This is a genomic window from Cellulosimicrobium cellulans, assembly GCF_016921195.1.
Lineage (GTDB): Bacteria > Actinomycetota > Actinomycetes > Actinomycetales > Cellulomonadaceae > Cellulosimicrobium > Cellulosimicrobium cellulans_F.
Map to the genome: position 1 here is coordinate 68,181 of NZ_JAFGYF010000006.1, position 26,114 is coordinate 94,294.

22 protein-coding genes and 2 tRNA genes are annotated in these 26,114 nt (G+C 73.5%); 13 read left to right on the forward strand and 11 right to left on the reverse strand.

The features are described 5' to 3' along the window. Positions 1 to 63 precede the first annotated feature (63 nt). Together gltX and JN535_RS13535 are read left to right on the forward strand one after the other, a co-directional pair. Positions 64 to 1,566: a glutamate--tRNA ligase gene (gene gltX / locus JN535_RS13530; RefSeq protein WP_205206082.1), complete on the forward strand. Its 1,503-nt coding sequence runs from the start codon at positions 64 to 66 to the stop codon at positions 1,564 to 1,566. Beyond that, entirely contained in the window at positions 1,563 to 2,363 is an 801-nt protein-coding gene (locus tag JN535_RS13535; protein ID WP_205206083.1) for an HAD family hydrolase, read from the forward strand. Before gltX ends, JN535_RS13535 begins: the two co-directional genes overlap by 4 nt. A gap of 122 nt (positions 2,364 to 2,485) precedes the next feature. Here the strand turns inward: JN535_RS13535 and JN535_RS13540 are convergent, their stop codons facing one another. Continuing rightward, a complete protein-coding gene (locus tag JN535_RS13540; RefSeq protein ID WP_205206084.1) occupies positions 2,486 to 3,673 on the reverse strand; it encodes a YeiH family protein in 1,188 nt (395 codons plus the stop codon). Between the two features lie 70 nt (positions 3,674 to 3,743). Here JN535_RS13540 and JN535_RS13545 point away from each other — a divergent pair, with 70 nt between their 5' ends. Beyond that, positions 3,744 to 4,670 (forward strand): LysR family transcriptional regulator, encoded by a 927-nt coding sequence (locus tag JN535_RS13545; RefSeq protein ID WP_205206085.1) that lies wholly within the window; start codon positions 3,744 to 3,746, stop codon positions 4,668 to 4,670. A gap of 29 nt (positions 4,671 to 4,699) precedes the next feature. On the opposite strand, the gene JN535_RS13550 is transcribed toward JN535_RS13545, so the two are convergent. Together JN535_RS13550 and JN535_RS13555 are read right to left on the reverse strand one after the other, a co-directional pair. Further along, positions 4,700 to 5,338, reverse strand: coding sequence for a hypothetical protein (locus JN535_RS13550; protein WP_205206086.1), 639 nt, complete (start codon positions 5,336 to 5,338; stop codon positions 4,700 to 4,702). Continuing rightward, positions 5,335 to 6,114, reverse strand: a complete 780-nt coding sequence (locus JN535_RS13555) for a class I SAM-dependent methyltransferase (RefSeq protein WP_205206087.1) — start codon at positions 6,112 to 6,114, stop codon at positions 5,335 to 5,337. Before JN535_RS13555 ends, JN535_RS13550 begins: the two co-directional genes overlap by 4 nt. Positions 6,115 to 6,315: 201 nt before the next feature. Between JN535_RS13555 and JN535_RS13560 the strand changes: the two genes are divergently transcribed. Further along, positions 6,316 to 6,387, forward strand: a tRNA-Gln gene (locus JN535_RS13560). Positions 6,388 to 6,486: 99 nt separating this feature from the next. Continuing rightward, positions 6,487 to 6,559: transfer RNA gene (locus JN535_RS13565), tRNA-Glu, on the forward strand. 237 nt (positions 6,560 to 6,796) lie between these two features. Here JN535_RS13565 and JN535_RS13570 read toward each other — a convergent pair. The 3 genes from JN535_RS13570 to JN535_RS13580 form a co-directional block, all read right to left on the reverse strand. Beyond that, entirely contained in the window at positions 6,797 to 7,711 is a 915-nt protein-coding gene (locus JN535_RS13570; protein ID WP_205206088.1) for a PH domain-containing protein, read from the reverse strand. A gap of 68 nt (positions 7,712 to 7,779) precedes the next feature. Beyond that, positions 7,780 to 7,947, reverse strand: coding sequence for a hypothetical protein (locus JN535_RS13575; protein WP_168731655.1), 168 nt, complete (start codon positions 7,945 to 7,947; stop codon positions 7,780 to 7,782). A gap of 222 nt (positions 7,948 to 8,169) precedes the next feature. Then, positions 8,170 to 8,889, reverse strand: coding sequence for an IclR family transcriptional regulator (locus JN535_RS13580; RefSeq protein ID WP_024840729.1), 720 nt, complete (start codon positions 8,887 to 8,889; stop codon positions 8,170 to 8,172). A 160-nt stretch (positions 8,890 to 9,049) separates the two neighbouring features. Here JN535_RS13580 and leuC point away from each other — a divergent pair, with 160 nt between their 5' ends. Continuing rightward, complete coding sequence (leuC, locus tag JN535_RS13585; RefSeq protein WP_205206234.1) at positions 9,050 to 10,531, forward strand: 3-isopropylmalate dehydratase large subunit; 1,482 nt, start codon at positions 9,050 to 9,052, stop codon at positions 10,529 to 10,531. 52 nt (positions 10,532 to 10,583) lie between these two features. Then, on the forward strand, positions 10,584 to 11,222 hold the full coding sequence (leuD, locus tag JN535_RS13590) for a 3-isopropylmalate dehydratase small subunit (protein ID WP_141391365.1): 639 nt from the start codon (positions 10,584 to 10,586) through the stop codon (positions 11,220 to 11,222). Between the two features lie 182 nt (positions 11,223 to 11,404). Here leuD and JN535_RS13595 read toward each other — a convergent pair whose 3' ends face one another. The 4 genes from JN535_RS13595 to JN535_RS13610 form a co-directional block, all read right to left on the reverse strand. Next, positions 11,405 to 12,316 (reverse strand): LLM class flavin-dependent oxidoreductase, encoded by a 912-nt coding sequence (locus JN535_RS13595; RefSeq protein WP_240201146.1) that lies wholly within the window; start codon positions 12,314 to 12,316, stop codon positions 11,405 to 11,407. Positions 12,317 to 12,409: 93 nt separating this feature from the next. Next, positions 12,410 to 13,717 (reverse strand): hemolysin family protein, encoded by a 1,308-nt coding sequence (locus JN535_RS13600; RefSeq protein ID WP_205206089.1) that lies wholly within the window; start codon positions 13,715 to 13,717, stop codon positions 12,410 to 12,412. A gap of 36 nt (positions 13,718 to 13,753) precedes the next feature. Beyond that, the gene (locus JN535_RS13605; protein WP_205206090.1) at positions 13,754 to 14,752 is read right to left on the reverse strand and encodes a DUF808 domain-containing protein; all 999 of its coding nucleotides are present in this window, start codon (positions 14,750 to 14,752) and stop codon (positions 13,754 to 13,756) included. Between the two features lie 107 nt (positions 14,753 to 14,859). After that, on the reverse strand, positions 14,860 to 17,346 hold the full coding sequence (locus JN535_RS13610) for a leucine--tRNA ligase (RefSeq protein ID WP_205206236.1): 2,487 nt from the start codon (positions 17,344 to 17,346) through the stop codon (positions 14,860 to 14,862). Positions 17,347 to 17,699: 353 nt separating this feature from the next. Here JN535_RS13610 and lpdA point away from each other — a divergent pair, with 353 nt between their 5' ends. The 5 genes from lpdA (at position 17,700) to JN535_RS13635 (ending at position 23,149) form a co-directional block, all read left to right on the forward strand. Continuing rightward, entirely contained in the window at positions 17,700 to 19,106 is a 1,407-nt protein-coding gene (gene lpdA, locus JN535_RS13615) for a dihydrolipoyl dehydrogenase (RefSeq protein ID WP_205206091.1), read from the forward strand. Between the two features lie 214 nt (positions 19,107 to 19,320). Next, positions 19,321 to 20,187, forward strand: a complete 867-nt coding sequence (locus tag JN535_RS13620; RefSeq protein WP_205206092.1) for a CPBP family intramembrane glutamic endopeptidase — start codon at positions 19,321 to 19,323, stop codon at positions 20,185 to 20,187. 9 nt (positions 20,188 to 20,196) lie between these two features. After that, positions 20,197 to 21,456: a sensor histidine kinase gene (locus JN535_RS13625; protein WP_307868711.1), complete on the forward strand. Its 1,260-nt coding sequence runs from the start codon at positions 20,197 to 20,199 to the stop codon at positions 21,454 to 21,456. Further along, positions 21,453 to 22,157, forward strand: coding sequence for a response regulator (locus tag JN535_RS13630; protein WP_205206093.1), 705 nt, complete (start codon positions 21,453 to 21,455; stop codon positions 22,155 to 22,157). Before JN535_RS13625 ends, JN535_RS13630 begins: the two co-directional genes overlap by 4 nt. A gap of 101 nt (positions 22,158 to 22,258) precedes the next feature. Next, positions 22,259 to 23,149, forward strand: a complete 891-nt coding sequence (locus tag JN535_RS13635; RefSeq protein ID WP_205206094.1) for an SDR family oxidoreductase — start codon at positions 22,259 to 22,261, stop codon at positions 23,147 to 23,149. Positions 23,150 to 23,221: 72 nt separating this feature from the next. Here the strand turns inward: JN535_RS13635 and JN535_RS13640 are convergent, their stop codons facing one another. Beyond that, positions 23,222 to 24,583 carry a lytic polysaccharide monooxygenase gene (locus tag JN535_RS13640; RefSeq protein ID WP_205206095.1) on the reverse strand — a complete coding sequence of 454 codons (1,362 nt, stop codon included), beginning with the start codon at positions 24,581 to 24,583 and terminating at the stop codon, positions 23,222 to 23,224. Positions 24,584 to 24,777: 194 nt separating this feature from the next. On the opposite strand from JN535_RS13640, the gene JN535_RS13645 reads away from it, so the two are divergent. Continuing rightward, the gene (locus JN535_RS13645) at positions 24,778 to 25,818 is read left to right on the forward strand and encodes an adenosine deaminase (protein WP_205206096.1); all 1,041 of its coding nucleotides are present in this window, start codon (positions 24,778 to 24,780) and stop codon (positions 25,816 to 25,818) included. The last annotated feature ends 296 nt before the right edge of the window (positions 25,819 to 26,114 follow it).

Genomic DNA, 26,114 nt, shown 5'->3' on the forward strand with positions numbered 1-26,114 from the left:
CGAGGACGGGCCCGACGCCGGACGTCCGGGCGGCGGGCGGCGTCGGGCAACTACGCTGGGCACGTGATCCCCGCACCTGGTTCCTCGCCCGTCCGCGTCCGCTTCTGCCCGTCCCCGACCGGGACGCCGCACGTCGGGCTCATCCGCACCGCGCTGTTCAACTGGGCGTACGCGCGGCACACCGGCGGCACGTTCGTCTTCCGCATCGAGGACACCGACGCCGCGCGCGACAGCGAGGAGAGCTACCAGCAGCTCCTCGACGCGCTGCGCTGGCTCGGGCTCGACTGGGACGAGGGCGTCGAGGTCGGCGGCCCGCACGAGCCGTACCGGCAGTCGCAGCGCGCGGACATCTACCAGGACGTCATCGCGCGGCTCGTCGAGGGCGGGTACGTCTACGAGTCGTTCTCGACCCCGGAGGAGTCCGACGCGCGCAACGCCGCCGCGGGGCTCAAGACCAAGGGGTACGACAACTTCGACCGCACCCTCACGGACGAGCAGAAGGCCGCGTTCCGCGCCGAGGGCCGCGAGCCCGTGCTGCGCCTGCGCATGCCGGACGAGGACATCACGTTCACCGACCTCGTCCGCGGCGAGATCACGTTCAAGGCGGGCTCGGTCCCGGACTACGCGCTCGTGCGCGCCAACGGCCAGCCGCTCTACACGCTCGTCAACCCGGTCGACGACGCACTCATGGGCATCACGCACGTGCTGCGCGGCGAGGACCTGCTGTCGTCCACGCCGCGCCAGATCGCCCTGTACCGGGCGCTGCTGGAGATCGGCGTGGCCGACGTCATGCCGGAGTTCGGCCACCTCCCGTACGTCATGGGCGAGGGCAACAAGAAGCTCTCCAAGCGCGACCCCGAGTCCAACCTGTTCCTGCACCGCGAGCGCGGGTTCACGCCCGAGGGCCTGCTCAACTACCTCGCGCTGCTCGGCTGGTCCATCTCCCCGGACCACGACATCTTCACCGTCACGGAGATGGTCGAGGCGTTCGACGTGCACGACGTGCTGCCGAACCCGGCGCGCTTCGACCTGAAGAAGGCCGAGGCGATCAACGCGACGCACGTGCGCCTGCTCGCGCCCGAGGACTTCCGCGACCGCCTCGTCCCGTACCTGCACGCGGGCGGACTCGTCCCGGCGGACTCGTTCGCGGACCTGTCGCCGCGGAACCAGGAGATCCTCACGGCGGCGGCGCCGCTCGTGCAGGAGCGCATGGTCCTCCTGGGCGAGTCGGTCGGCATGCTCGGGTTCCTGTTCGCGGCCGACGACGCGGTGACGGTCGAGGACGACGCGCGCGGCGCGCTGCGCGAGGACGCGAAGGAGATCCTCGCCGCCGCGATCGCCGCGCTCGACGTGCTCCAGGACGGCGAGTTCGTCACCGCGGCGATCGAGGAGCGCCTGCGCGACGCGATTGTCGAGGGCATGGGCGTCAAGCCGCGCTTCGCGTTCACGCCGCTCCGAGTCGCGCTCACGGGCCGCCGCGTCTCCCCGCCGCTGTTCGAGTCCATGGAGCTGCTCGGCAAGGGCTCGACGCTGGAGCGACTCGTGCGCCTGCGGGACGCGCTGTGACGGACCTCGAAGCCTCGGCGGCCCCCGCGCCGCTCGAGGGCGTCCTGTTCGACGTCGACGACACGCTCGTCGACACGCGCGCCGCGTTCGCGGAGGCGATCGCCGCCGCGTCGCGCGTGTGGCTCCCGCACCTGCCCGAGGACCGGTATGGCGAGGTCCTCGCGCTGTGGCGCGCCGACCCGAACGGCCACTACCGCGCGTACACGCGCGGCGAGGTCGACTTCGACGCGCAGCGCATGGCGCGCGCCAACGAGCTCCAGGCGACGTTCGGGGGCGAGCTGCTCGACGACGCCGCGTACGTCGACTGGAAGGATCTCTTCTGGGGCACGTTCGAGGCCTCGTGGACGGGGTTCGAGGACGCCCGTCCGGTCGTCGACGCGCTCGTCGGTGCGGGGGTCCGCGTGGGGTCGCTCTCGAACGCGCGCGTCGAGCTCCAGACCCGCAAGCTCGCCGCGGCGGGCCTGCCCGACGTCCCGCTGCTCGTCGGCGTGGACACGCTCGGGTTCGGCAAGCCGGACCCGCGCGTGTTCGCCGAGGCGTGCGCGCGGCTCGGGACGGACCCGGCCCGCACGGCGTACGTCGGCGACGAGCTCGACGTCGACGCGCGCGCCGCGCGCGCGGCGGGGCTGGTCGGGGTCTGGCTCGACCGTCCCGGCGCGCGTCGCGGGGGCCCGCATCCCGAGGACCCGACGTCGGCCCGTGCGTCGGGCGTGCACGTCGTCCACGGTCTCGCGGAGCTGCCCGCGACGCTCGGCATCGACGTTCCCACCCCCACCGAGGTTCCCACGCCGAGCTAGAACCCCGGTCCGCCGAGGTACAGCCGTGGTCTGCCGAGGTAGAGCCGTGGTCACGAACAGGGTCTCCCTCGGGCGACCACGGTTCTCTCGCGTGGCCAGGGCTTCGTCTCGGCGGGGGCCGATCAGGTGAGGAGCAGCACCCCGACGAGGGCCGTCGCCGTGACGAGGAGCGCCGACAGCCCGCCGAGGACGAGCGCGCGCCGCCCCGTGCGCAGCAGACAGGGCACGTCCACGCCCAGGCCGAGCGCGAACATCGCGGCGACGAACGCGACGGTCGTCGCGGTCGCGAGCGCGGCGAGCAGGGGCGCCGGCACGACGCTCAGGCTGCGCAGCGCCACCGCCGCCACGAACCCGACGACGAACCACGGCACCGGCGCGACCCGCGGCGTGGCGGTGTCCGCCGTCGGGTTCGTGGCCGTGCCGGCGGCGCCGAGGTGGTCCGAACCGGCCGAGCCGACTCGGGCGAGGGTGGCGCGCCGCGCGCCGCGGGCGACGACGACGCCCGCCACGGCGACCAGCGGCGCGAGCAGCGCGACGCGCGCGAGCTTGGCGACCGTAGCGGTCGCCAGGGCGGGGTCGGAGATCGTCCCGGCGGCCGTGACGACCTGCGCGACCTCCTGCACGCTCGCGCCGATCCACAGCCCCGCCTGGTCGTCGGTGAACCCCACCAGCGACGCGAGCCAGGGGAGCGCGACGATCGCGAGCGTGCCGTAGACGGTGACGAGCGCGAGGGACGCGGCGATGCCGTCGTCGTCCTCGCGGACCTGCCCGGGGGTGCGCACGGGACCGGCGACGACGCCCTGCATGGCCGAGATCGCCGCGGCCCCGCAGACCGAGAACCCGGTCGCGACGAGCAGCGTGGTGATGCGCGGCACCCGCAGCGCGCGACCGAGCGCGAGCGTGCCGGTGAAGGTGACGAGGAGGGTCGTCGCGACGACGACGAGCCCCCGCCAGCCCAGCGCGAGAACCTCGGGTACCGAGAGCTGGAACCCGAGCAGCACGACGCCCGTGCGCAGGACGACGCGGGACGTCCAGGCGACCCCCGGCCGGGCCGTGGCGACCGCCGCCGCCCCACGCCGGGTCCGGCCCACCCGGCCCAGGACGGGCGCCACGAGAGCGCCGAGCACGAGCGCGACGACGAGCGGGGACACCGTCGGGAGCAGCCGCGCCCCGAGCAGCACGAGGAAGGTTGCCACGGCGACCAGCCCGAGACCGGGCAGCAGCGCACGGGAGCCCGCGGCGCGGCGGGTCGTGCTCGACGTCGCGAGGGGTCGTGCGGTGCGGGTCGTGCGTGGTGCGGGAGGGGCCATGCTCACGAGCCTGCTGCGCGCGGCGACGCCGCGGAAGGGCGACCTGCCTCGCAACCCATAGAGTGGACCTATGGCACCGACCTCCCGCGAGCGGACCTCGCTCTCCGCCCTGGAGCTGCTCGTCGCGACCGACTCGCACGGCTCGATCAGCGCCGCGGCGCGGGCGCTCGGGGTCGCGCAGCCGACCGCCTCGGCGGGCCTGCGGGCCCTGGAGCGTCGCCTGGGGCTGGACCTCCTCGAGCGCACGACGCGCGGCTCGCGCCTCACGGAGACGGGCCGCGCCACCGCCGCGTGGGCGCGCGAGGTGATCGAGGCGTCGGACCGCTTCGAGACGTCGGTCGCCGCGCTCCGCGACGCTCCCGCCGCCCGCGTGCGCGTCGCGGCGAGCCTCACGGTCGCCGAGTACCTCGCGCCGCGCTGGCTCGCGCGACTGGCGCTCGAGGGGCCCGGCCCGGGCGGGGGAGCGCCCGACGTCGAGCTCGTCGTGCGCAACTCGCGCGAGGTGACGGACCTCGTCCTCGACGGCGCCGTGGAGCTGGGCTTCGTGGAGAGCGCGACGCTGCGCCGCGGGCTGCGCAGCCGCACCGTCGCGCACGACCGGCTCGTCGTGGTCGTCGGGCCGGCGCACCCCTGGGCACGACGGAGCGCGCTACGGGTCGACGAGCTGCTCGCGGGCGGGCTGGTCGTGCGCGAGCGCGGCTCCGGGACGCGCGAGACGCTCGAGCGCGGCCTCGCGGCGCTCGGCGAGCGGCTGCCCGACCACCTGCCCTACCTCGGCTCGACGGCGGCGCTCAAGACCGCCGTGCAGCACGGCGGCGCCGTCGCGGTCCTGTCGAGCCTCGCCGTCGCCGACGACGTCGCGCGCGGTTCTCTGGTCCGCGTCGCCGTCCCGGGGCTCGAGCTCGACCGACGCCTGCGCATGGTCTGGAAGGACGGCACCGCGCTCTCCTCGGCCGCACGCCGCATCGCGGCCGCGGCGGCCGTCTCGTCGGGCTGACCGGTCCCGTCCGGGGTCGCCGCGGCGCCTCAGCGCACCGACGCGTCCCAGCGCCAGCGTGTGCGCTGCCGCCGGTCGGGCAGCTCGCCGCGCCCGGTCGCCCACAGGAGCAGGAGGTCCGGGTCGTCCTCCGGTCCGGGCTCGACGTCCGGGAAGAGCCGTGCGAGGACCCGCGGCGCGAGGCCCGCGGGAAACGGCACGTGCTCGCCCGCGAGCCCGAGCAGGACGTCGTGGCCGTGCACGAGGACCTCGACGACACCCATCGCCGCGAAGCCGGCGGCGTCGGAGGTCCCGTAGGGGTGGTAGGCGCGCGCGGCCGCCGGCCGGGTCTCGGCGAGGGTCGCGAGCAGCTCGCCGCTGCCGAGCAGCGCCTCGCACAGGCCCGCTGTCCCCGCCGCGCGGTCGACGTGCGCGATCTCGTCCTCCCCGCGCGGCCCGACGAGCGGGACGTACGCCAGGCGCGGGAGGGCAGCGAGCTGGAGGGCGTAGGCGAGCAGGTCGTCCACGACGTGCTCCGCCGTCGTCCAGCACGACCAGCGGACCGGGCCGGCCTGCGCGTCGAACGTGGCGACCGGGTGCTGCACCAGGTGATCCGCGAGCCAGCGCGTCGCCGTCCGGACGTCGTCGCCCGTGACGACGTCGGGGGAGCTCTCGGTGCGGGCGCTCACGCGTCGTCCGACGTCGTCGCGAGCGCGTCGGCCCGCCAGCACTCGGCGAGGTACGGCAGGTCCAGGTCGGTGCGCCCCGCGAGCGCCGGGTGCGTCGCGACGAGGTCGTCGATCTCGCTGAGCAGCTCCTCCCGGCGCTCGGCAGGGAGGGTCAGGAGGTAGCTGCGCGACGCCGCGAGCGGGCGCAGGGACGACGTCGGGACGCGGTCCGCCCAGGGCACCGTGCGGTGCTCCGGCGCGGTGAAGAGGTGGTCCGCCAGCTCCGGCTCGCGGTAGCTGTGCTCCAGGGTGTCGCCCCGGTGGATGACCTCCGTGAACCGGCCGACCCAGTCGACCGCGTTGTCCCGCACGTTCCACACGATGCCGAGCCGTCCGCCGGGGCGCAGCACGCGCGCGATCTCCGGCTGGGCGGCGGGGGAGAACCAGTGCCACGCCTGGGCGACGAGCACGGCGTCGACGCTCGCGTCGGGGAGCGGGATCGCCTCGGCCGAGCCGGGCAGGGCCCGCGCGCCCGGGACGGACGCCGCGAGGCGCGCGCGCATCGCGTCCGACGGCTCGACGGCGACGACGTCCAGCCCGCGCGCGACGAGCCGCTCGGTGAGCTTCCCCGTGCCCGCGGCGAGGTCCAGCACGCGGCGCGCTCCCTCCGGAAGGAGCCAGTCGACCGCCTCGTCCGGGTACGAGGGGCGCGTGGCGGCGTACTGGGCGGCACCCTGCTCGAACGACGCGGCGCGGTCGGCACGCGAGCCGGGGTCGGGGGAGTCTCCTGAGCTCATGCCCCGACGGTGCCAGACGGCGACGCCGCACGTCGACCCGTACGCGCGTCGCGGCGTCCGCCGCGGGTGGGGCACGGGCGCATTTGGTCCGCGTCGTCATGTCAGGTAATGTTCTCGGCCGGTGGGACCTCCACGGGAGGAAGCCAGGGGACGAGTCTCGACTCGTCGCAACGGCTTCCGGACAGTGGCTGGTTACCCCCTTGGGGTATGGTGTAATTGGCAGCACGAGTGATTCTGGTTCACTTAGTCTAGGTTCGAGTCCTGGTACCCCAGCGAAGAGCTCCTGCTCAGATCGAGTGGTCAGAACCGCTCGAAACATGAGGTAGAGTTCTCGACGGAGAAACGGACCGGGAACGGTCCGAAGATCCACAGGCCCCCATCGTCTAGCGGCCTAGGACGTCGCCCTCTCACGGCGGTAACACGGGTTCAAATCCCGTTGGGGGTACAGAGAAAGGCCCGGTCACCATCACGGTGGCCGGGCCTTTGTCGTGCCCGGCGATTTTCCCGAGAGCGCGGGGCGCTGTGTCGTGCGCCGCCGTGTGCCCTGTGCCGTGCGCTCGCTCTGGGGCGTACGCCCCGTGACATGGCCCCGGTGACGGACGCGGAGCGGCGTCTGCCGTCGGCGCGGGGTCGCGCGGGCGCGACCGGGCCGTTCACCTCGCCCCGCTCGGGCCCCGGGTCGTCAGGGCGCGCCGTCGCGTCCGCGGCCGGGCTCGTAGGGCTTCGGGATCGGCGTCGGCGTGGGCCGCGGGTGGATGACGGGGACGTACGTCGCGCGGTGCTCCCCGGAGACCGCCCAGCCGGGCTCGTCGTCGTGAGGCTCCGCGGGGTGCTCGCCCACGGACCGTCCGTCCCGCCGTCCGGCAGCGCCCTGTGCCGCCTGCGACGGGCCCGCGACCGGGATGGGCTGCGTCGGTCCGCTCGACTCGCCGGCCGCGCGCCCGGGGACCACGACGACGCGCTGGTCCGCGGGTGGCGGCGCGGGGATCGGCGGCAGGGTCTCGGCCGGGCTACGGCCGTCCCACGCCGGCGCGGGCGCGACGGGCGCCGGCTCGGCCGGCTGGGGAGGGCGCGGGCCGGGCGGGGGGATCGATGCGGGGGCGCCCTGTGTCCCGCCCTGGGGCATGCCGGGGCCGCTCGACGGTGCCGCGCCAGGTCGGCTGCCCGGTGTGAAGAGCGTGTCGCACAGGAGCCGGTAGGTCGCGTCGGGGTGGGAGACCCAGTCGATCTGGCGCAGCGCCTGGTCCTGCCCGGCGGACTCGAGGAGGAACTGTCCGTAGCCGAACACGCGCCCGACGGGCGAGCGGCCGTAGTTCATGTCGGTGACCTTGGTGAGCGGCATCATCGCGACCTTGTGCGTGATGAGGCCGTAGAGCAGGAGCAGGCGCTTGTCGGTGGCGACGAACCACTCGTTGCGCCACTCGAAGACCTTCCACACCAGGCGCCCGGCGAGGATCAGCCACAGCCACCACAGGAGCAGCACGCCGTCCCCGACGGCGGGCCCGGCCTGCACGACGAGCCAGGCGACGACGACCGCCCCCGCGACGGTGGTGACGACCGGCTCGAGCAGCATCCCCCAGTGGTGGCGCGTGGCCACCACGACCCGCTCACCGCTCAGCACGTAGCGGTCGAGGATCCTGCTCCGGGGACGGCCGCGGGCCACCGTCAGTCCAGGAGCGAGTTGAAGAACTGGCCGATGGAGCTGAAGGCGCCGACGATGACGTCCCAGATGCCCTCGACGATGTCGGCGGCGCGGTCGGGGCTCCTGATGACCGCGTAGACGGCGAAGATCACGAGCACCCAGATCAGGGTCATCTTCACCTTCGGATGCATCGGGACTCCTCGTGTCTCGGGTTCGGACGGTCAGGCTCGCCCCCTGCCGCCACCGAGCCGTCCGGCGCCGGGGCACGCACAGCATGGCAGCGGCCGGTGACATTTTGACAGGGCACGTCCCGTTTGCGGCCCGCGGCACGCCGAACCCGACGTGCCGAACCCGGGGATGACGCCGGGCTCGGCGGCCGAACCCGGCCGTGTCCCCGGGTTCGGCGCGTCGTGCTACTCGCCGGCGCGGCGCAGCACCTCGGTGAGGCGGTTCGCTGCGGCCACGACCGACCCGGAGTGCAGACGGCCGGGCTGACGGCTCAGGCGCTCCACCGGGCCGGAGATGGAGACGGCGGCGACGACGCGGCCGGACGGCCCGCGCACCGGGGCGGACACCGAGGCGACGCCGAGCTCGCGCTCGGAGACGGACTGGGCCCAGCCCCGGCGTCGGACGCCCGAGAGGATCGTGGCCGTGAAGACGGCCTCGCGCAACCCGCGATGGAGGCGGTCCGGCTCCTCCCACGCGAGCAGGATCTGCGCCGCGGAGCCGGCGTTCATCGTCAGGGTCGCGCCGACGGGGATCGAGTCGCGCAGGCCCACCGGGCGCTCGGCGGCGGCGACGCAGATGCGGTGGTCGCCCTGGCGGCGGTAGAGCTGGGCGCTCTCGCCTGTGTGGTCGCGCAGCGCGGTCAGCACGGGGTTCGCGGCGGCGAGCAGGCGGTCCTCGCCGGCGGCCGTCGCGAGCTCGTTGAGCCGCGGACCGAGGACGAAGCGACCCTGCATGTCGCGCGCGACCATGCGGTGGTGCTCGAGCGCGACGGCGAGGCGGTGCGCCGTCGGGCGGGCCAGGCCGGTGGCCGTGACGAGCTGGGCGAGCGTGGCAGGTCCGGACTCCAGGGCGCCCAGGACCGAGGCCGCCTTGTCCAGCACTCCGACTCCGCTAGTATTGTCCATAGGTCGATATTGACGTCTCACGCACTGAGATGCAAGTCCGGCACGGATGTTCCACCCGCTGGACGTTCTCCCCGGCAGGCTGCCGGACGGCGGACGATCGACCCAGACGGCTCTCCGTACCCCCAGGAGGACCGTGACAGACGACGAGGAGATGAGCTACATGGCCGGCACGCTGGCGGAGAAGGTCTGGGACGCGCACCTGGTGCGACGAGGCACCGACGGGTCGCCCGACCTCCTCTACATCGACCTCCACCTCGTGCACGAGGTCACCAGCCCCCAGGCGTTCGAGGGCCTGCGCCTCGCGGGCCGCCCGGTCCGCCGTCCCGACCTCACGATCGCGACCGAGGACCACAACACCCCGACGCTCGACATCGACCTGCCGATCGCGGACCTCACGAGCCGCACGCAGATCGACACGCTGCGCAACAACGCGCGCGAGTTCGGCGTCCGCATCCACTCGCTCGGCGACGCCGACCAGGGCATCGTGCACCAGGTGGGGCCGCAGCTCGGGCTCACCATGCCCGGCCTGACGGTCGTGTGCGGCGACTCGCACACCTCGACGCACGGTGCGTTCGGTGCGCTCGCGTTCGGCATCGGCACGTCCGAGGTCGAGCACGTCCTGGCCACGCAGACGCTGCCGCTCGCCCCGTTCAAGACCATGGCGATCAACGTCGAGGGCGAGCTGCCGCCGGGCGCGACGAGCAAGGACATCATCCTCGCGATCATCGCCAAGATCGGCACCGGTGGTGGCCAGGGCTACGTCCTGGAGTACCGCGGCGAGGCCATCCGCAAGCTCTCCATGGAGGCGCGGATGACGATCTGCAACATGTCGATCGAGGCGGGCGCCCGCGCCGGCATGATCGCGCCGGACGAGACGACGTTCGAGTACCTCAAGGGCCGCCCGCACGCGCCCGAGGGCGCGGACTGGGACGCGGCCGTCGAGTACTGGCGCACGCTGCGCTCCGACGACGACGCCGTCTTCGACACCGAGGTCACGCTCCGCGCGTCCGACCTCGAGCCCTTCGTCACCTGGGGCACCAACCCCGGCCAGGGCCTGCCGATCTCCGCGACCGTGCCCGTCCCCGAGCAGATCGCGGACGAGAACGAGCGCGTCGCCGCCGAGCGCGCGATCGAGTACATGGGCCTCACGCCGGGCCAGCCGCTGCGCGAGATCCCGGTCGACACCGTGTTCATCGGCTCGTGCACCAACGGCCGCATCGAGGACCTGCGCTCCGTCGCCAAGGTCGTGCAGGGCAAGAAGAAGGCCGACGGCGTGCGCGTGCTCGTCGTCCCGGCCTCCGCGCGCGTGCGCCTCCAGGCCGAGGCCGAGGGTCTCGACAAGATCTTCCTCGACTTCGGCGCGGAGTGGCGCAACGCGGGCTGCTCCATGTGCCTCGGCATGAACCCCGACCAGCTCCAGCCGGGGGAGCGCGCGGCGTCCACCTCGAACCGCAACTTCGAGGGTCGCCAGGGCAAGGGCGGGCGCACGCACCTCGTGTCGCCGCTCGTCGCCGCGGCCACCGCGCTCCGCGGGACGCTCTCCTCGCTCAGCGACCTCGACCTGCCCGAGGGCACCGACATCACGTCGTTCGACGGCACGCCGCTCGCGCCGCTCGACCCGCGCGTCCTCGTGCAGGTCTGAGCCACCCGCCGTCGCCCATCCGTCGCCCCGAAGACTCGAAGAGGTTCCTCGCATGGAGAAGTTCACGACCCACACCGGTGTCGGCGTCCCGCTGCGTCGCAGCAATGTCGACACCGACCAGATCATCCCCGCCGTCTACCTCAAGCGCGTGACGCGCACGGGGTTCGAGGACGCGCTGTTCGCCGCCTGGCGCGGTGACCCCACGTTCGTCCTCAACCAGGACGCCTACCGCGCGGGCTCCGTCCTCGTGGCCGGGCCCGACTTCGGCACCGGCTCGTCGCGCGAGCATGCCGTGTGGGCGCTCAAGGACTACGGCTTCCGCGTCGTCCTCGCGTCGCGCTTCGCCGACATCTTCCGCGGCAACTCCGGCAAGCAGGGCCTCGTCGCCGGCATCGTCGCGCAGGAGGACATCGAGCTCCTCTGGAAGATCCTCGAGACCAACCCGGGCACCGAGGTGACCGTCGACCTGGTCAACCGCACCGCGTCCGCGCAGGACGTCACCGTGCCGTTCCAGATCGACGACTACACGCGCTGGCGCCTCATGGAGGGGCTCGACGACATCGGCCTGACCCTCCAGCACGAGGACGAGATCTCCGCGTTCGAGGCGACGCGCGCATCGTGGCGCCCGAAGACGCTGCCGGCGAAGACGCTGCCCAAGGTCGAGATCGAGGCGGCGCGGCCGGTCGGCTGACGGTCCGCCCGTGCCATGGGGCGGGGGCGGGCTCTGGGGTGTTGACGACGGGTCTACCATCCGCAGGGCCCGTTCCTCGCCCTGCTCCCGCCAGGCCCGCCACGACCCGTCGTCACCACCCCAGAGCCCGCCCGTGATCGCGTCGCCGACACGTCGTGCCGATCCCCGCCCGGATGATGACGTCAGGGGCGGGGCGGGCCCTCGTTGATCGCGGCCAGGAGCGAGTCGGGGGTCGCGGTCTCGGGGTTCCAGCGGGACTCGACCCACCACGTGGCGCCCGCGTCGGCGAGGCCGGCGAGCTGGTCCGCCGCCGCGGAACGGTCGGACGGGAGCTCGCCCTGGACGACGACGTCGAACGGCCGACCCGCGTCGAGGCCGAGTTCTGCGCGGCGCCCGGTGAGCCACGCGACCAGCGCGGAGACGTCGTCGGGCGTGGGCACGTCGAAGCCGCGCTCGCCGCGGAGCTGGAGCACGATCCCGTCGGCCCGCAGCGCGCGGTCGAGGGAGCGCAGCGGCGGTCGCTCGGCGTCCCAGACGCCCACCGGCCACACCGGCACGTGGTGCCCGACGACCGGGCGCTCCACGGGCCGCGGGAGGAACAGCATCTCGCCCGCGTGCACGTGCGTGCCGTCGAAGGCGAACGTCTCCCCGGTCCAGGCCCGGTCGAGGTAGGCGATCGCGTCGTCGAGCAGCTCCGCGCGCTCGCGCAGCGACTGCAGCTGGCCCGGGACGGCGGAGAACCCGCCGTCGTCGAGCACGCCCACGCCCACGGGCAGGACGAGGCGCCCGCCCGAGAGGTGGTCGACGGTCAGCGCCTGCCGCGCGACCTCCCACGGCCGGCGGCGGGGAAGGGCGAAGACCATCGCCCCGAGCGCGATGCGCTCCGTCCGCACGGCCGCCGCGGCGAGCACCGCCCACGGGTCGAACGTGTCGACCGGCATGGACAGCAGACTCAGCCCGTCCCACGAGAAGAACCCGTCCCAGCCGGACTCCTCGGCCCCGACCGCCATGTCCAGCACCTGTGCCGCGGAGCCGAAGCTCCCGACCACCCCGACCTTGATCCCCGACCCTGTCTCCGTCGTCGTTGCGCTCATCCGCCAGACGCTACGCCCCGCCACCCACACCGCTGAGTGCATGAGATGGTCGCGTCCGCGTGCCTCGCCCGCGGCTGTTCCATCACTCGGCGATCAGGGGAGCGGGGTGACGTCGAGGCGGACGATGCGGCGGCGGGCGACGTCGGTCACGGTGAGGCGGCGGTCGTCGACGTCGACGTGGTCGCCCACGACCGCCAGCCGTCCGAGCTGCGCGACGACGTACCCCGCGACGGTCTCGTACGGGCCGTCGGGCAGCTCGACGCCGGTGCGCCGCGCGAACTCCTCGATCGTCTGACCGGCGTCGACGCTCGTCGCGGTGCCGTGCTCGCGCGCCGGTGACGGCTCGTCGGCGTCGTACTCGTCGCGGATGTCGCCCACGAGCTCCTCGACGAGGTCCTCGAGCGTGACGATCCCGTCGGTCCCGCCGTACTCGTCCACGACGACGGCGATGTGCACGCCCTCGCGGCGCATCTGCGACATCGCGGGGAGCACGGTGTTCGTCGCGGGCAGCGCGAGGATCGGGCGGACGACGTCGCGCACCACGAGGGCGCGCCCGGTCTCCGGGTCGGTGGCCGGGTGGTCGGGGCATTCGCGCCCGAGGAGGTCGCGCACGTGGAGGAAGCCGACGACGTCGTCGAAGTCGTCGCCGGTCACGGGATAGCGCGAGTACGGGCCGGCGGCCACGGTCTCGGCCGCGGCCGCGAGCGGGGTGTCGGCGGTGAGGAACGCGACCTCCCCGCGCGGTGTCATGGCCTCGGCGAGCGAGCGGTCGCCCGCCTGGAAGACGTCGTCGAGGATGCGGCGCTCGTCCTCGGGCAGAGACTCGTGGGCGAGCACGATCTCGCGCAGCTCCTCCTCGCTCATCTCCTCGCTGCGCGCGGACGGGTCGCCGCCCAGCAACCGCACGACGCCGTCGGTCGAGCGCGAGAGCAGCCAGATGACGGGCCGCATGAGCGTCGCGAAGCGGTCGAGCGGCGGTGCCACGACGAGCGCGACCCCGGCCGAGCGCTGCAGCGCGATGCGCTTGGGGACGAGCTCGCCGAGCACCAGGGAGAGGTACGCGATGACGAGCGTCAGCCCGACGAGCGCGACCGTGTCCGCGAGCGTCGCCGACAGCCCGAGGTCCTCGAGCGCGGGCGAGAGGTCAGGGGCGAGCGTCGAGGCGCCGTACGCCGCGGAGAAGAAGCCCGCGACGGTGACCCCGATCTGCACGGCGGCGAGGAACCGGTTGGGGTCGCGCGCGACCGCCGCGACCCGGGCGCCACGCGCCGACTGCTTCTCGAGCCGCGAGACCTGGCTCTCGCGCAGGGACACGAGCGCGATCTCGGTGCCGGCGAACACGCCGCCGACGAGGATGAAGAGCAGGACGAGGCCGATGTTCGTCCAGGTGCCGGAGTCCATGCCTCATCCAAGCAGGCTGCTCGGCCCGCCGCGGGATCAGCGGTCGGTGGGCTCCGGGTCCGGTCCCGTGGCCTCCGGGTCCGTCGCTGCCTCGGCGGCGGGCTCGGCGTGCTTGCGGCGGGGGATGAGGTGCGCCACGAGGACCACGACGCCACCCACGAGGATGCCGACGACGGCCGAGCAGGCCGTGTTGACGAGCCAGCCGAGGAACCCGCCCACCCCCGCGACGCCGGTGACGGCGTGCTCGAGGTGGTGCACGACGTCGTACGGGCCGTGCCAGCCGAGGTCGTAGGCGCCCTGGAGCAGGATGTGACCGCCCACCCACAGCATCGCGATGATCCCGACGAACGAGATGACGGCCATGACCTTGGGCATCGCGCCGACGAGCCCGCGTCCGAACGACTGGACCCACGGCGTCTCGCGCTTGGCGAGGTGCAGACCGATGTCGTCCATCTTCACGATGAGCGCCACGACCCCGTACACGAGCACCGTGATGAGCACCGCGACGATCACGAGGATGACGAGGCGCGACCAGAATGCCTCCGACGCGACCTCGTTGAGCGCGATCACCATGATCTCCGCGCTGAGGATGAAGTCGGTGCGCACCGCGCTCGAGACCACCGAGTCCTCGTCGACGGCCTTCTTCTCGGCCTTCGTCTCGACCTCGGCGTGGTGCTTGCCCGAGACGAGCTCCCACACCTTCTCGGCGCCCTCGAACGCGAGGTACGTCCCGCCGAGCATGAGCAGCGGCGTGAGCAGCTGGGGCAGGAACTGGCTCAGCAGCAGGATCGCCGGGAGGATGAACAGCAGCTTGTTGCGCAGCGACCCGGTCGCGATCCGCTTGACGACGGGCAGCTCGCGCTTGGCGGCCAGACCCTCGACGTAGCGGGGCGTGACGGCGGTGTCGTCGATGACGACGCCCGTCGCCTTGGCGCTCGCGCGCCCGGCGGCGGCGCCGACGTCGTCGATCGACGCCGCGGCGAGCTTGGCGAACGCCGCGATGTCGTCCAGGAGGGCAGCGAGTCCGAAGGCCATGGGGAGGTGCTCCGTGCGCCGGCCCGCGTCGCCGCGCACGGGCCCGCTGGTCGAGTGGACGCGGCGGCAGCATCGTAGCGACTTCACCCCCCGCTCGCGTCGGCGGGTCAGGACGTCGCGGCGCGGGTCACCACGTTCACCACGTGCGGCTCGCGCACGACGACGCGCACGACCTCGCGCCCGGCCGTCGCCCGCGCGACGCCGGTCGTCGCGAGCGCGAGGTCGTGCAGCGCACGCTCGTCGACGTCCGCGGGCACACGCACCCGGTCGCGGACCTTCCCGTCGACCTGCACGGCCGCCTCGACCTCGTCCGCGGCGAGCAGCCCCGGGTCGACGACGGGCCAGGTCGCGTCAGCCACCGACGGCTCGCGACCCAGCCGGTGCCAGGCCTCCTCGGCCGTGTGCGGCGCGAACAGGCTCAGGAGGACCGCGACCACCTCGACGGCCTCGCGCACGGCGGCGGCGTGGGCGACGCCGTCCTCGTCCGGTGCCGGGCCGACCTCGGACGCCCGGCGCGCGGCGGTGACGAGCTCCATGACGCGCGCGACGACCACGTTGAACCGGCTGCGGTCGAGCAGGTCCTGCGACTCGTGCACGGTCCGGTGCGTGGCACGGCGCAGCGCGTGCGCGCGCGAGCCGAACCTGACGACATCCCGCGCCCCGGGGCCGGACGTGCCGTGCCCGGTGTCCGGGCCGACGGCATCCGAGAGCCGCAGCACGCGCGCGCAGAACCGCCGCATGGCGTCCGGGTCGACGTCGGCCCAGTCCACGTCGTCCTCCGGCGGCCCCGCGAACACCATCGCGAGGCGCACCGCGTCGGCGCCGTGCCGGTCGAGCTGCTCGCCCAGGTCGACGCCGTTGCCGAGCGACTTGCTCATGGCCCGCCCGCCGCCCAGGACCTGTCCCTGGTTGAGCAAGGTCGCGAACGGCTCGACGACGTCCACCCACCCCTCGTCGTGCAGGAACTTCGTGACGAACCGGCTGTACAGCAGGTGCAGGATCGCGTGCTCGACGCCACCCACGTACTGCGCCGCGGGCATCCACCGCCGCGCGTCCTCGGGACGGAACGGCACGTCGTCGGTCACGCCGTCGCCTACCGAGCAGTACCGCAGGAAGTACCAGGACGAGTCCACGAACGTGTCGAGCGTGTCCGGGTCGCGCTCGGAGGCCGCGCCGCAGCGCGGGCACGGCACGCACCGCCACGCGTCGGCGGCGGGGGAGGCGAGCGGCGAGCGTCCGCGAGGCAGCAGGTCGTCGCCGGCCAGGTCGGGCAGCCGCACGGGCAGCTCGTCGTCGGGGACGGGCACGACGCCGCAGCCGGGGCAGTGCACGACCGGCACCGGGGCGCCCCAGTAGCGCTGGCGCGAGACGAGCCAGTCGCGCAGCCGGTACGACGTCGCGCGCTCGCCCGCGCCGTCGGCCTCCAGCCGCGTGATCGCCTCCTCGACGCCGGGCCACGTCTCGCCCGACCCGGTGGGCAGGCCGTGCGCGGCGGCGAAGCGCGCGTCGCGGTCGTCGTGCGCGGGCACGCCCATGACAGCGCCCGTCCCGTAGCGGGGCAGCACGTGGTCGGCGGCCCACACTGGCAGTCGCTCGCCGGTGCCGGGGTGGCGGACCCAGGCACCCAGGAACGTCCCGGCGCTCGGGCGCTGCGCGTTCGTGCGCTCGATCTCCCCGGAGGCCAGCGCGGCCTCGCGGTGCCGGGCGAGGGCGTCCGCGTGCTCGGGCGCGCACAGCGCCGCCGCGAGCGGCCCGTCCGGCGCGACGGCGACGAACGTCGCGCCGGGCAGGGTGTCGGGGCGCGTGGTGAAGACCTCGACGTGCTCCGGGCGAGCGCCCGCACCGGGTGAGGCGCTCGCGGTGGCGCGCGGACCGCCGTCGGGCACGACCGCGAAGCGCACGCGTGCGCCCGCGCTCCGCCCGATCCAGTTCCGCTGCATCGTCAGGACGCGCGCGGGCCACGCGCCCGCGAGCGCGTCCATGTCGTCGAGCAGCCGGTCCGCGTAGGCGGTGACGCGCACGAACCACTGCGTGAGCTCGCGTTGCACCACGGCCGCCCCGCACCGCTCGCACCGTCCGCCCACGACCTGCTCGTTGGCGAGCACCGTCCGGTCGGCGGGGCACCAGTTGACCGGGGCCGTCGCGCGGTAGGCGAGGCCGCGCTCCAGCAGGCGCAGGAACAGCCACTGGGTCCACCGGTAGTACTCCGGGCGGTGGGTCTCCAGGCGGCGCGACCAGTCGAACGACACCCCGTACCGGTGTGCCGTCGCGGCCTGTGCCGCGATGTTGGTCTCGGTGAAGACGGCGGGGTTCTCGCCCCGGCGGATGGCCGCGTTCTCGGCGGACAGCCCGAACGAGTCCCAGCCGATCGGGTTGAGCACGTCGTACCCGCGCAGGCGCCAGTACCGCGCGACGACGTCCTCCAGGGCGAACACCTCGGCGTGACCCATGTGCAGGTCGCCTGAGGGGTACGGGAACATCGTCAGCAGGTACCGGCGGGGCCGCGCGCCGTCGTCGCGCGCGCGGAACGTGCCGTGCTCGGCCCAGTACCGCTGCCAGCGGACCTCGACCTCGCGCGTCGACCCGCCGAGCATGCGGTCGTCGCCCGAGACCGGCCCGGCACGGTCGCTACCCGCATGGTCGGCGGGGTGGGAGGGGTGGGTGGGGTGGGGTGGGGGTGCGGCGTCCACGGGAAGGCTCCTCGAGACGGTGGGCTTCGTCGTCGGGCACTCGCCCGGTCCCGTGAGGACGCGCGGGCATCGCCGCGCTGAGCGTGCCCGCCCGGCGGGCTCAGCGCGGCCGGCGAAGGAGGAGCCGCAGGTGTCGCATCCCGGACATTGTGACCCGCCCGACGGCGCAGGGTCAACCCTGGCGGGCCTCTCGGGTGTGGCGGACGTCGCGCGCAACGGCGCGCCACGGCCGATCCCGCGCCAGTAGGCTTGACGCCATGGCATCCCACTACGACGTCGTCGTCCTCGGTGCAGGTCCCGGTGGTTACGTGGCCGCGATCCGTGCAGCCCAGCTGGGCCTGTCGGTCGCGGTCGTGGAGGAGAAGTACTGGGGTGGGGTGTGCCTCAACGTGGGCTGCATCCCGTCCAAGGCGCTCCTGCGCAACGCCGAGCTCGCGCACATCTTCACCCACGACGCGAAGACCTTCGGCATCTCCGGAGACGTCAGCTTCGACTTCGGTGCGGCGTTCGACCGTTCGCGCACCGTGGCGGAGGGGCGCGTCAAGGGCGTGCACTTCCTCATGAAGAAGAACAAGATCACCGAGTACGACGGCCGCGGCACGTTCCGCGACGCGCACACGCTCGACGTGAAGCTCGCCGACGGCTCGACCGACCAGGTGACGTTCGACAACGTCATCATCGCGACCGGCTCGAAGGTGCGCCTGCTCCCGGGCGTCGAGCTGTCCGAGAACGTCGTCACGTACGAGAAGCAGATCCTCACGCGCGACCTGCCGAAGTCGATCGCCATCGTCGGCGCCGGCGCGATCGGCATGGAGTTCGGCTACGTCCTCAAGAACTACGGCGTGGACGTCACGATCATCGAGTTCCTCGACCGGGCGCTGCCCAACGAGGACGCCGACGTGTCGAAGGAGATCGCCAAGCAGTACAAGAAGCTCGGCGTCAACCTCCTCACGTCGACCGCCGTCCAGACGGTCAAGGACAACGGCACGGACGGCGTCACGGTCACCTACAAGGGCGTCAAGGACGACAAGCCGGGCGAGCTCGTCGTCGACAAGGTGCTCATGGCCGTCGGCTTCGCGCCCAACGTCGAGGGCTTCGGCCTCGAGAACACCGGCGTCCAGCTCACCGAGCGCGGCGCCATCGCGATCGACGACGTCATGCGCACCAACGTCGAGCACATCTACGCGATCGGCGACGTCACCGCGAAGCTCATGCTCGCGCACGTCGCGGAGGCGCAGGGCGTCGTCGCGGCAGAGACCATCGGTGGCGCCGAGACCCTCACGCTCGGCGACTACCGCATGATGCCGCGCGCGACGTTCTGCCAGCCGCAGGTCGCGAGCTTCGGCCTCACCGAGCAGCAGGCCCGCGACGAGGGCTACAAGGTCAAGGTCGCGACCTTCCCGTTCATGGCGAACGGCAAGGCCCACGGCCTCGGCGACCCGACCGGCTTCGTCAAGCTCATCTCCGACGAGACCTACGGCGAGCTCCTCGGCGGCCACCTCATCGGCCCCGACGTCTCCGAGATGCTGCCCGAGCTCACCCTCGCGCAGAAGTGGGACCTCACCGTCAACGAGGTGGCGCGCAACGTGCACACCCACCCGACGCTGTCCGAGGCCGTCCAGGAGTCGATCCACGGCCTCGCGGGGCACATGATCAACTTCTGATCCGTCCGAGGGCGGTCGCCCGGGCGGGCGACCACCGGTGCCGAGGCCCGGACCTGCGTCCCGCAGGTCCGGGCCTTCGTCGTCGAACGGGGCCTCGGGTCCCCCGGGAGAGCTACCCGGGCTGCTCGCCTGCGGGCGATTCGCTCGCGGTCGCGACTTCCTAGCGTTGCTGCTGGTCGCCGATCCGGGCGGCCGCGCAGCGACGGAGGCGATCATGAGCACGACGACCACGGAACCCCGACCGGACACCCTCGACACCGGCGGCGGCCCGGTAGCCCGCCTCCTGCGGCACCCCCTGACCTGGATGCTGATCGGCGTGGTCGGCGTCGGCGTCGTCGCCGGCCCGACGGCGTCGGCCGAGCCGTTCCTGCTGCTCCCCGTGCTGGGCGCGGCGCTCGCGGTCGTCGTCTACCGGGTGGTCATGCGGTTCGTCGCCCGACGCCGCACGCCTGAGATCGCGGCCCGCCGCGCCGTGCCGGAGGCCCTGCTGGGCGCGGCGCTCGGGCTCGGCTTCGTGGCGGTGTCCGCGGCCGTCGTCACGGCCCTCGGCGGCTACACGTTCCGCATCGCCGACGTCGACCTCCTCGCGGTCGTGGCTCCCATCCTCGCGGTCACCGTGGGCGCGGCCGTGACGGAGGAGCTCATGTTCCGCGGCTTCGCGCTCCAGGCGCTGGAGCGTGTGCTCGGCAGCTGGGCCGCGCTCGCGGTCACGGCCCTGTTCTTCGGCCTGACGCACCTGTTCAACCCGGGCGCGACCCCGTGGAGCGCGCTGGCGATCGCGATCGAGGCCGGCGGGCTGCTGGGCGCCGCGTTCCTCTGGCGCCGCAACCTCTGGTTCGTCATCGGCCTGCACCTCGCCTGGAACGCCACGGTGGCGCTGCTCGGCATCCCCGTCTCGGGCCACGCGGCCCCGGGCCTGCTGGTCGCGGACGTCGCAGGGCCGAGCATCCTGACGGGCGGCGCCTTCGGCATCGAGGGTTCGCTGGTGACCGTGACGATCGGTGCGCTGATCGCCGTCCCGATGCTCGTCCTCGCGCGCCGCCGTGGGACGCTGCTCCCCGCCCGCGGCCGTCGCCCGTAGGCTCGGGCCGTGCCCGTCAACCTCGTCCTCGACCGGGCCTCGCTCACCGGCCGGACGCCTGGACGGTGGCGAGCGAGCCGGCAGGACGCCCTGGACGCCTCGCTCGCGGTCGCGCTCGCCGTGCTCGGGTTCGTCCCGACGCTCTCGGCGATCGGCGTCGAGCTCGGGGACCTGCCGGAGCGGCCGACGGACGCGCTGGCCGTGACGCTGGTCCTCGCGCAGTGCCTGCCCCTCGCGGTCCGCCGTCGCAGTCCCGCGACGTGCCTCGCCGTCGTCGGGGCGGCGTTCGCGGCGGACCAGGTCCTGTCGTACCCGCCGTCGTTCGCGAGCGTGGGCCTCTACGTCGCGCTGTACACCGCCGGAGCGCACCTGGTGCGATTCCGACGGAGCGTCGCCACCCTGGCGACCGGGGGCTACGTCATCCTCGCGACGGCGCTGACCGGTCTGGGTTCGCCCAACCGGCTGCCGGTGTTCCTCGCCTTCTACCTCGTCCTGGTGGTGATCTGGTTGGCCGGCACGGGAGTGCGCCGCCGGCGTGCCGAGGAGGCCGAGCGCCGACGTCTGGCCGCCGCCGTGGCGACGTCCCAGGAGCGCGCTCGGATCGCCCGGGAGCTGCACGACGTCGTGACGCACCACGTGACGGCGATGGTCGTACAGGCCGACGCCGCGCAGTTCCTCCTGTCCGCGGCGCCCGACCGCGCGGCCGAGGGGCTCGTCGCGATCAGCGGCACCGGGCGGCGCGCCCTGATCGAGCTCCGGCACCTGCTGGGCGTGCTCGAGGCCACGGGAGAGTCGGCACCCGCGGAGCGGGCACCCGTGCTCGGCCGCGTGGGCGACCTCGTCGAGCAGGCCCGCCGGTCGGGTCAGCCGGTGGAGTGGGCCGAGGAGGAGGGCGGACGGCGTGACCTGCCCGACGCCGTCGGGCTCGCCGCCTACCGGGTCGTGCAGGAGGGTCTCACCAACGCGCTCAAGCACGCCCCCCGGCGGCCGACCACCGTCCGCGTACGGCACGACACCGAGCACCTCGTGGCCGAGGTGACCACCGGCGGACCCGCCCCGTCGGACGGTCCGTCGGTCGCGACGTCGGGCAGCTCGGCGCCGGGGGTGCCCGCGACCGCGGGGGTGGCGGCACCGGCCGGCCGGGGGCTCGCCGGCCTGCGCGAACGTGTCCGCGTCCTCGACGGCGACCTGGAGACCGGCCCGACGCCCGACGGGGGCTTCCGCGTGCGGGCCCGGATCCCCACCGCCCCGACCAGGAGCCGTTCATGACCGTCTCGCCGGCGCCGTCACGACCCCCGATCCGCGTCCTGGTCTGCGAGGACCAAGAGCTGGTCCGGGTCGGCTACGTCACGATCTTCTCCGCGCAGTCCGACATGGAGGTCGTCGGTGAGGCGGAGGACGGCCGAGCAGCCGTCGAGGCCGCGCGACGGCTGCGACCCGACGTCGTGGTCATGGACGTCCGGATGCCCGTGCTCGACGGCATCGAGGCGACGCGGCAGATCGCGGGGCCCGGCGTCGAGACACCGGCCAAGGTGCTCATGGTGACCACCTTCAACGTCGACGAGTACGTCTACGAGGCGCTGCGCGCCGGGGCGAGCGGGTTCCTGCTCAAGGACGCCCCTCCCGCCGAGCTGGTCGACGGCATCCGGACGATCGCGCGGGGCGAGTCCTTGCTGGCCCCGACCGTCACGCGCGCCCTCATCGGCCGCTACGCCGAGCGTGTGCGGCCGACCGACACCTCCCGCCCCGCGAGGGACGAGGTCGTGCGCAGCCTGACCCCGCGCGAGCTCGAGGTGCTCGAGCAGCTCGCTGCCGGGCTGTCCAACGCCGAGATCGCGCGAGAGCTCGTCATCACACCGGAGACGGTCAAGACCTACGTGTCCCGGATCCTGGCCAAGCTGGGTCTGCGGGACAGGGTGCAGGCGGTCGTGCTCGCCCACCGGGTGGGTCTGGTGTCGGCGGGGGAGTAGGTGGAGCCGCGGCGCGAGGCGTTGCGCGACGGCGCGCTGCGAGCGGGCGGCACCGCGCTCATGCTGGACGTTCCGCCGAAACGTCGACAGGGGAGCCGTACATGTCCGACCAGACCACGCCCCAGGACCCGACCACGCAGCAGCCGCAGCCCGAGCAGCCCGCGGACCAGCTGGAGCCGCCCGGCCGCACGGGCGACATGTCCCAGGAGCCCGACCACGGGGAGTCCACGTACCGAGGATCGGGCCGGCTCGAGGGCAAGCGCGCACTGATCACCGGGGGCGACTCCGGCATCGGCCGCGCGGTCGCCATCGCGTTCGCGCGCGAGGGCGCCGACGTGGCGATCTCGTACCTCCCGGACGAGGAGGAGGACGCCCGGACGACCGCCCGGTGGGTCGAGGACGCGGGCCGCACGGCCGTCCTGCTGCCGGGCGACATCCGCGACGAGGAGTTCTGCCGGCAGCTCGTCTCCGACGCCGTCGCGGGCCTGGGCGGCCTCGACGTCCTCGTGAACAACGCCGCGTACCAGATGTCGCAGGACGAGGGCCTGCGGGGGATCACGACCGACCAGCTCGACCGCGTCCTGAAGACCAACGTCTACGCGCTGTTCTGGATCACGAAGGCCGCGCTCGACCACCTGCCGCGCGGCGGGGCGATCGTCAACACCACGTCCGTGCAGGCGTTCGAGCCGAGCCCGCAGCTGCTCGACTACGCCACCACCAAGGCCGCGATCCTCAACTTCACCAAGGGCCTGGCGCAGCAGCTCGCGCCGGAAGGCATCCGCGTCAACGCGGTGGCGCCCGGACCGATCTGGACGCCCCTCATCCCGGCCACGATGCCGGAGGAGAAGGTCGAGCAGTTCGGCGCCGACACGCCGCTGGGCCGCGCCGGGCAGCCCGCCGAGCTCGCGCCGGCGTACGTGTTCTTCGCGTCGCAGGAGTCCAGCTACATCACCGGCGACCGCATCGGCGTGACCGGCGGCAGGCTGCTGTAGAGCCTCGACGGATCACCGGGCACGACCGCGGGCCGGCGGCACGTCTACCGCCGGCCCGCCGTCGTGGAACGGTCAGCCGCAGGCGACGCCGTTGAGCGCGAAGCCGGTCGGTGCCGGGTGGGTTCCTGCCGTCGCGGTCGCGCCGTTGAAGCCGAACGTGACCGACTGCCCCGGCGCGATGCTCGACTGCCACGCCGGGTGCGCCGCCGTGACGGTGCTCCCGTCCTGGCTCACCACGGCGCTCCAGCCGGGCTCGTCCACCGTCTGTCCGCCCGGGTAGGCGAACGTGACCGACCAGCCGTTCACCGGGGCGGTCGACGTGTTGGTCACGGTGACCGACGCGGTGAACCCGGTGCTGTTGCCGCCCCACGAGGACGCGGAGTAGTCGACCTCGCAGGCGCCGGGCGGCTCCGGCGTCACGTCGTCCTCCAGGGTGGTGAACGTGACGGAACGCGTGGTCGAGACGGCGCCGGAGTGGTCGTTGCGCGACCGGACGTCGACCGTGTAGGCGGTGCCGGGTTCCAGGCCGGTGAGGTCGACCATGGGCGACCCGTCGGTGCTCGCGATCACCTCGCCGGTCGCGGGATCGAGCACGTCGTACCCGGTGACGCACCCGGACTCGGCCGCGCCCCACATGACGTGCGCGCTGCTCGAGGTGACGGACATGGCCATGACGGACCCCGGGGCACCCGGCGCCTCGTCCGGGCACGCGGGCTCGGTCGGCTCGCCGCCGTCGTCGCCGATCCCCGTGACCTCGCCGTCGCCGCCGTCGAACGCGACGTCGGAGCACGAGTAGAAGTTCTCGTTGCTGTCCGAGCGGACCCAGTGGGTGAAGATCATGTGGTCGCCGCTGCGGTCGGCGGGAAGCGTGACGTCCCAGTAGTAGTAGTTCAGCCCGCCGGGCCCACCGTTGGCGGGCGGATCGGTCACGGAGTCGACGAGCTCGAGATCGCTCCACGCGAGCGGGCTGCCGGGGTCCCAGCCCTCCTTGGTGACGTACACGTCGAACCGACCCGGGTGCGCGGCCCAGTTGTTGTGCTGGAACTGGTACGTCTCCCCGGCGGTCAGGTGGGTCCGCGGCCAGTCGTCCCGCACGGCGTTGAACCCGCTGAAGTCGTACGGGCCGCGACCCCCGCCGTCGCAGATCTGACCGTCGGGGATGTAGCCCGCGGTCCGTCCCGCGCCGTTCGAGTCGAGGTTCCCGAACCAGTTGTAGAAGGCCGAGGTCCCGCTGACGGCGTAGGCGTTCGCGCACGCCGGGTTCTGCGGGTCCACCTGACCGTTGCCCGTCTGGCCGTCCACCCAGCACAGGTACTGACGGCTCCCCGGGAACACCTCCGCCCCGTGCGCCGCGGCGGGGGAAGGTGGCGAGGCCGCCACGAGGCCTGCCGCGCCGAGGACCACCGCGGCGGCCCACGCTGCAATGCGTCGCATCTCTCCAGCTCCTTTGCTCTCGGACGTCGAACACGGCGACGATGCCCGACGACGAGCCGCTGCGGTACCGACCTAATCGATTCGGTTCGGCCGGGTCCCGCCCGACGCCGCGTCACGACCTCGCGCGCGGGCGGCCCTCCGCCGTCGGGCAGGGGAGGATAGGGAGGGGGGACACCGACCCGAGAAGGAGACCCATGCCCGCGCCCACGACGCCCACCCGCGAGTTCGTCACCGGCCTGCCGAAGGCGGAGCTGCACCTGCACCTGGAGGGCACGCTGGAGCCCGACCTCAAGCTGCGCCTCGCGCAGCGGAACGGCATCGACATCGGCCAGTCGACGGTCGAGGAGGTGCGCGCGACGTACGCGTTCGACTCCCTGACGAGCTTTCTCGCCGTGTACTACCCGGCGATGGAGGTGCTGCAGACCGCGGACGACTTCTACGAGCTCGCGGACGCCTACCTCGCCCGCGCGGCCGCCGACGGGGTGAAGCACGCCGAGATGTTCTTCGACCCGCAGGCGCACACGTCGCGCGGCGTGCCGTTCGAGGCCGTCGTCACCGGCTACCACCGCGCCGCGGCCGAGGCGCCGAGCAAGCACGGCGTCGACGCGCACCTCGTCCTGTGCTTCCTGCGCGACCACTCCGCCGAGAGCGCGGCCGAGACGCTCGAGGCGTCGTTGCCGTTCCGGGACAAGATCCTGGGCGTCGGGCTCGACTCGGACGAGCGCGACAACCCGCCGCAGAAGTTCGCCGACGTGTTCGCGCGCGCCCGCGAGCTCGGGTACCGGCTGACGATGCACTGCGACATCGACCAGGTCGGCAGCATCGACAACATCCGGACCGTGCTCGACGAGATCGGCGTGGACCGCGTGGACCACGGGACGAACGTCGTGGAGGACCCGGCGCTCGTCGACGTCGTGCGCGAGCGCGGGCTGGGCCTCACGACGTGCCCGATCTCGAACTCGTTCGTCACCGACGACATGAAGGCGACCGAGATCGCGGGCCTGCTGCGCTCGGGCGTGCGCGTCACCGTGAACTCCGACGACCCGGCGTACTTCGGCGGCTACGTGGCCGACAACTACGTGGCGCTCGCGGAGGCGGCAGGGCTGACGACGCAGGAGGTCGTGCAGCTCGCGAAGAACTCGTTCGAGGCGTCGTGGCTGGGCGACTCGCAGCGTGCGGCCTACCTCGCCGAGATCGACAGGTACGTCGCCGCGTTCGACGCGACCGCCGTCTGACCCGGTCTCCCGGACCGCCGAGGCAGAGCCCTGGACCGCCGAGGGAGAGGCGTGGTCGTGACCAGGGCTCTACCTCGCGGGACCAGGGCTCTACCTCGCGCGGCCAGGGTTGTCCCTCGCGGTCCCGGACTCCCGTCCCGTGAAGGGGTACCGGGGAGTAACGTGTCGGGGACGGCCGCCGCCGTCGTCTCGGCGGCGAGCACCCCCGCAGGGGGTGAATAATCTCCGGGTGCCGCACGTTGGCACGCACGGGACCCGCGCGCGCGGAAACGGCCGTCCGCGGCCCCGCACGCGGG

Excerpts from the sequence above, each read along its gene's own strand:
- JN535_RS13575 (WP_168731655.1), bottom strand. The coding sequence starts at position 7,947 with ATGCATCCGAAGGTGAAGATGACCCTGATCTGGGTGCTCGTGATCTTC.
- JN535_RS13540 (WP_205206084.1), bottom strand. The coding sequence starts at position 3,673 with ATGGCCCCTCCCGCACCACGCACGACCCGCACCGCACGACCCCTCGCG.
- leuC (WP_205206234.1), top strand. The coding sequence starts at position 9,050 with ATGGCCGGCACGCTGGCGGAGAAGGTCTGGGACGCGCACCTGGTGCGA.
- JN535_RS13605 (WP_205206090.1), bottom strand. The coding sequence starts at position 14,752 with ATGGCCTTCGGACTCGCTGCCCTCCTGGACGACATCGCGGCGTTCGCC.
- leuD (WP_141391365.1), top strand. The coding sequence starts at position 10,584 with ATGGAGAAGTTCACGACCCACACCGGTGTCGGCGTCCCGCTGCGTCGC.
- JN535_RS13630 (WP_205206093.1), top strand. The coding sequence starts at position 21,453 with ATGACCGTCTCGCCGGCGCCGTCACGACCCCCGATCCGCGTCCTGGTC.
- JN535_RS13545 (WP_205206085.1), top strand. The coding sequence starts at position 3,744 with ATGGCACCGACCTCCCGCGAGCGGACCTCGCTCTCCGCCCTGGAGCTG.
- JN535_RS13620 (WP_205206092.1), top strand. The coding sequence starts at position 19,321 with ATGAGCACGACGACCACGGAACCCCGACCGGACACCCTCGACACCGGC.
- JN535_RS13555 (WP_205206087.1), bottom strand. The coding sequence starts at position 6,114 with ATGAGCTCAGGAGACTCCCCCGACCCCGGCTCGCGTGCCGACCGCGCC.
- lpdA (WP_205206091.1), top strand. The coding sequence starts at position 17,700 with ATGGCATCCCACTACGACGTCGTCGTCCTCGGTGCAGGTCCCGGTGGT.
- JN535_RS13600 (WP_205206089.1), bottom strand. The coding sequence starts at position 13,717 with ATGGACTCCGGCACCTGGACGAACATCGGCCTCGTCCTGCTCTTCATC.
- JN535_RS13635 (WP_205206094.1), top strand. The coding sequence starts at position 22,259 with ATGTCCGACCAGACCACGCCCCAGGACCCGACCACGCAGCAGCCGCAG.
- JN535_RS13580 (WP_024840729.1), bottom strand. The coding sequence starts at position 8,889 with ATGGACAATACTAGCGGAGTCGGAGTGCTGGACAAGGCGGCCTCGGTC.
- JN535_RS13595 (WP_240201146.1), bottom strand. The coding sequence starts at position 12,316 with ATGAGCGCAACGACGACGGAGACAGGGTCGGGGATCAAGGTCGGGGTG.
- JN535_RS13610 (WP_205206236.1), bottom strand. The coding sequence starts at position 17,346 with ATGCTCGGCGGGTCGACGCGCGAGGTCGAGGTCCGCTGGCAGCGGTAC.
- JN535_RS13645 (WP_205206096.1), top strand. The coding sequence starts at position 24,778 with ATGCCCGCGCCCACGACGCCCACCCGCGAGTTCGTCACCGGCCTGCCG.
- JN535_RS13640 (WP_205206095.1), bottom strand. The coding sequence starts at position 24,583 with ATGCGACGCATTGCAGCGTGGGCCGCCGCGGTGGTCCTCGGCGCGGCA.